We start from the raw sequence: 4044 nt of genomic DNA on the forward strand, positions 1-4044 counted from the left end.
TTCACCGCGCTGGCGGCCAGGTAGTAGCTGTAGGTGGCGGTGGACGAAAGGTCGGTGCGTGGGCCGGTGACGGCAAGCAGCAGGCCGGGCAGCGGGCATTGCACGGTGTCGACGGTGGTGCAGTAGGTGTAGGTGGTGCGTCGCACGCCGGCGGGGACGGTGCCGGTGTTGGTGTTGGTGCAGGCATAACCCGACGCGGCGGCATTGGTGGGGTCGATATCGCAGCGGGCCAGGGTTTGGCCGGTGGCGTTGTAGGCCCATTGCGTGGTGCTGACGGGGTTGCCGGAGGCGTCCAGCACGCTGCGGGTCAGCGGCACGCGCAGGGTGGTGTTCCAGGTGAAGTTCGTGGTGCGCTGGCTGGCGGTGCCTTGGGCGTCGATCTGCTGGGTGAGCAGGTTGGCGCTGTTGTAGGTGGTGGCGGTGGTGATGCCGTTGAAGTCGGTCGAGGTTTGCGGGTTGCCGTTGGCGTCGTAGGTCCGCTCCCTCCAAGGTAATTCACATTGCGTCCCACACGGCTGATTAAGTGTTGCTATCCGTATCACACCATTAGGAATGACATACCCCATTGTCTCACTTGAGCCCAAAGGATATATGATCGTCGAAGAGCCATCGCCGTTATAAGCGATCTGGGTTAACCCGACATTATTTGCGAAATAGGATGAGGTCGCTTGTCCAGTACCGTTATATGTAGTATTTGAATAGCGCGAGCCAGCTTCATCAATAGAGCCCGTTAAGGCATTTGGAAGGCTCGTACCACCGGTTAAGGAAAACTCATTATAAACATATTGACGTGTTCTGTTATCCGGATAGTTAACGGACGTGAGATTGCCATTGCTATCATATCCATACGCAATGACACTCCCATCAGGCTCGATCAGTTTAGTGAGCTGCCCTGAAATGTTGTACGAAAAACTTAATTGCCGCCCCTTGGAGTCCACAACTCCAATCAGAAAGCCTAGTCCAGGAGCAACGGCCGCAGAGGTCTGAGCCGTGCTATAGGAAAGCGAAATCCCTTGACCAGAGTCATCAGTAACACCTTGGAGTGTTCCTGTTGCATCGTATGTCTCATATTGCTTCAACGCTGAAATGAATACGGTATAGCCAGTCGCTGAGCCTTGAGCGCCATCGATTTCCGTGAGTACATCGGAGATGTCCGGATCAGGCGTCCACGCACCATTAGCCTTATTAAATGTTTCTTCTTTTCCATCAGGCCGATTAAGGACAATCGTAGTTGCTGGACTTCCAATAATATTTAGAGAGCGATCAAAGCTACTTCGCCAATTGGCCCCCACCGATCCCGAATCAACGGAACTCGAACTGTTGTAGAAGCGCCGAAATACAAGCCATTGAACATCCGAAAAATCTTCTTCTTGTTCGTACTTGTTGCCCGTGGCTGCGTTGATTGGATCACCAGCCATATCAGGCGCAACAGGAGCTTGCACAGCGCCATTCTGAGTCTGGCAACTTCCTCCCCCCTCACCACCGTCGCAATCAGCTCCATTGCCCAGATTTTTGGCTGGATAATAAGTTGTTACTGCAACGCAGCTATGCGTTCCATCATCCCAATACGCATCCTGATTACAACGATACTCATAAATAGAGTTACCTATATATGTGTACGGATAGTAATAATATCCATAAGCTATAGTGTAACCATTATTAATGGAGTGATAAATTGGAGCATTATTGAATTCTACTTTATAATTATATTCCGCAACCCAGGCATTTATGCATGCAGTGGCCGCAGCTTTTGAAGGAAACCAATAGGGAACACAAGGGCCATTGTAATCGGGCGCCGTCCAATTATCAGCAGCCGAGACCGGCGGCGCCTGCATGGCTATAAATGTCAATAAGAAAAAAAGAATCAACTCCAACATGGCATAAAGGAAACGACCTTTTATCGAAACACTCACACCTTCGCCTCGCTGCCGTAGCATTCTGTTCTGTCCTGTCAGTTCATTCCGTTATTCATAACCATGCAGTCGACAAAAAGCATCGACCTCTGCATGCGCTTCTGACATCAAGCTCTAGGCTAATTGATCGTGCGCACCGGAAGAAACTGAGAGGTCCTTCCAGACATGATCCAGCCATCTCCATCAAATGCAGAAATTAAGGCCAGCACCGGAGTTAATGAAATATTTGTTTGCATAACAACCCAAGCAATCATGCTGATCGTTCCGTATGCAATCGCGGACGTTTACTGGTCACCTTTCCGCTGCATCTGCGCGGATTCAACCAAGGCATTTTCAGCACTCTGACGAATCAACTTACAAAGATATCCCACACTCATATCATTAGCGCAAGCGGCTGCATTATGTACAATCTTGTTCAAGTCTTGATTAGAGGCAGTCGCATCAATATGTCGTATTGCCCAATGCTGAAAAGCTGGGTCTTTTTTTGCAATAGCGGCAAACGTGCCAAATTGGCTCCATCTCCGAGCAAAGAGTCGTACAACGGCGTCAGAGTATCCCTCACCAAGCTCACCATCATCGCAAACAACGAATTTTTTCTGGTGTTCTAAAAGAGATTGCCAATTCCCACTGGCGTCATTCAGCAAAAAAACTGCTTGGTTATTCATCTCCGGGGAACAGTGTTCTTGCGCCGAGGCCGATGAAAGCGGCAGACAAAGGAACATGCCAAATAAACAGATTGATAAAGTCATAGATCGACTATGTATACGTCCGGCGCGAATCATATGTAGCTCCCTAGCAGTTGTTACTGTTGCGTGCCTTGTTGAGCAGCGTGAGGGTTGTTATTGACCACGGTTATGGAAGTTACAGGGTCAGTTCTATCGAGATTACGCAAGAATCCCATCGACGCATCTGTCGTTCGAATACATCCTAGTGTTGGATGATTCTGCGCGCCACTATCCGCCCTTCCTGAATGCAGGCCCATTCCTGTTCGATTCGGAACGTCGAAGATAATGATCCCATGCGAGCCATACGCGCCATTGACATCGCTCTCCGGATGCGGCCTGGAGCCGCTACGATTATATGTTCCATTTGGCCAAGGACCGTTGCTCGTAGTCGTAGTGTTGTTGTTCGCAGGGAAGGTCCCGGCCACAGTGCCATCACCATTCGTGTAGGTAACAGTATGCGTTTGCCCGTTGTAAGTGACCGTTGAGAGGCCACTCGGATCGTTATTGATCAGCGGGTTGTCCAGACCGTAGAGATAGATACCAATCCCGCCTTCCTGACCGATCGGATCGGGCTGATCAAAGCCTCCAATACCGGAGTTGTAATCCCGAGCACCGTTGTAGACCTCTGCGGTCTCCGCATCGAAGTACTGCCCACTGAAACGTATGTTGTACGTGTAACCATTGGAGATGGGTGCCACTTCATCCCACGGGTTTCCTTGGTATGGAAGCTGCCAGATCGTATTGCTCGAGCTATCAGCGATCGCTCTGGGTGTCCCTAACTGGTCGGCGGTGACGTAGGTGATCGTACCCGTCCCGCCCGTTGTATCCACATTCGCGACCGGGATGTCATCCATCCAAATGTAGTCGCGATTGGTGGCACCGTACTCACCCAGTATCTGACTAGCTTCGTTGTAGTCGTAGCGTTCCATCGCCGCGCCAGAGACTTTCTGGATGCGCTGGTTGAGTGCGTTATACGTATAACTCCCGACCGTAGCACCAGCCACTTGCGCGACCGTCATGCGGTTCCGATCGTTGTACCCAAAGCCATAGGTACTGCCCGCCTGCGTCATCGCCGTCGTGTTGCCATCGGCATCTACGCTGAAAGCATTGCTACCCACGGCACTGAGCTGATGTGTTCCGGTGTTGTAGGCATACGCGCCCGTGTCCAGCCCCGAACCGGTCTTGCTCAGTCGATCACCGGTCGGGTTGTACGTCACGCTTTCGAGAATGTTGCCGTTCGCCTCGGTCACGCTGAGCAATCGATAGAGCGGATCGTAGGCATAGGTCTCGGTAGCCGGACTCGCACCGGGTGCATTGCCAATCGCCGTGATATCCCCCATCGCATCCCTTGCCACGTGCAGGGTGAACGCCGGACTGGTCAGGTCGGTGAGCCGGTAGTTCGCATC

At 51.8% G+C, this 4044-nt stretch carries 4 protein-coding genes; all 4 read right to left on the reverse strand.

Annotated features, from left to right (window positions below; all coding sequences use genetic code 11):
• Positions 1–1913: DUF6531 domain-containing protein (locus tag ISP15_RS17935; protein WP_404549313.1), on the reverse strand; the 1913-nt coding region annotated here is incomplete at its 3' end.
• A gap of 119 nt (positions 1914–2032) precedes the next feature.
• Positions 2033–2167, reverse strand: coding sequence for a hypothetical protein (locus ISP15_RS17940; protein ID WP_404549315.1), 135 nt, complete (start codon positions 2165–2167; stop codon positions 2033–2035).
• A gap of 30 nt (positions 2168–2197) precedes the next feature.
• The gene (locus ISP15_RS17945) at positions 2198–2695 is read right to left on the reverse strand and encodes a hypothetical protein (RefSeq protein ID WP_404549317.1); all 498 of its coding nucleotides are present in this window, start codon (positions 2693–2695) and stop codon (positions 2198–2200) included.
• Positions 2696–2715: 20 nt separating this feature from the next.
• Positions 2716–4044 (reverse strand): RHS repeat-associated core domain-containing protein (locus ISP15_RS17950; protein WP_404549319.1); only part of this gene is annotated, 1329 nt, incomplete at its 5' end.

This window comes from Dyella jejuensis (genome assembly GCF_044904675.1).
GTDB lineage: Bacteria > Pseudomonadota > Gammaproteobacteria > Xanthomonadales > Rhodanobacteraceae > Dyella_B > Dyella_B jejuensis.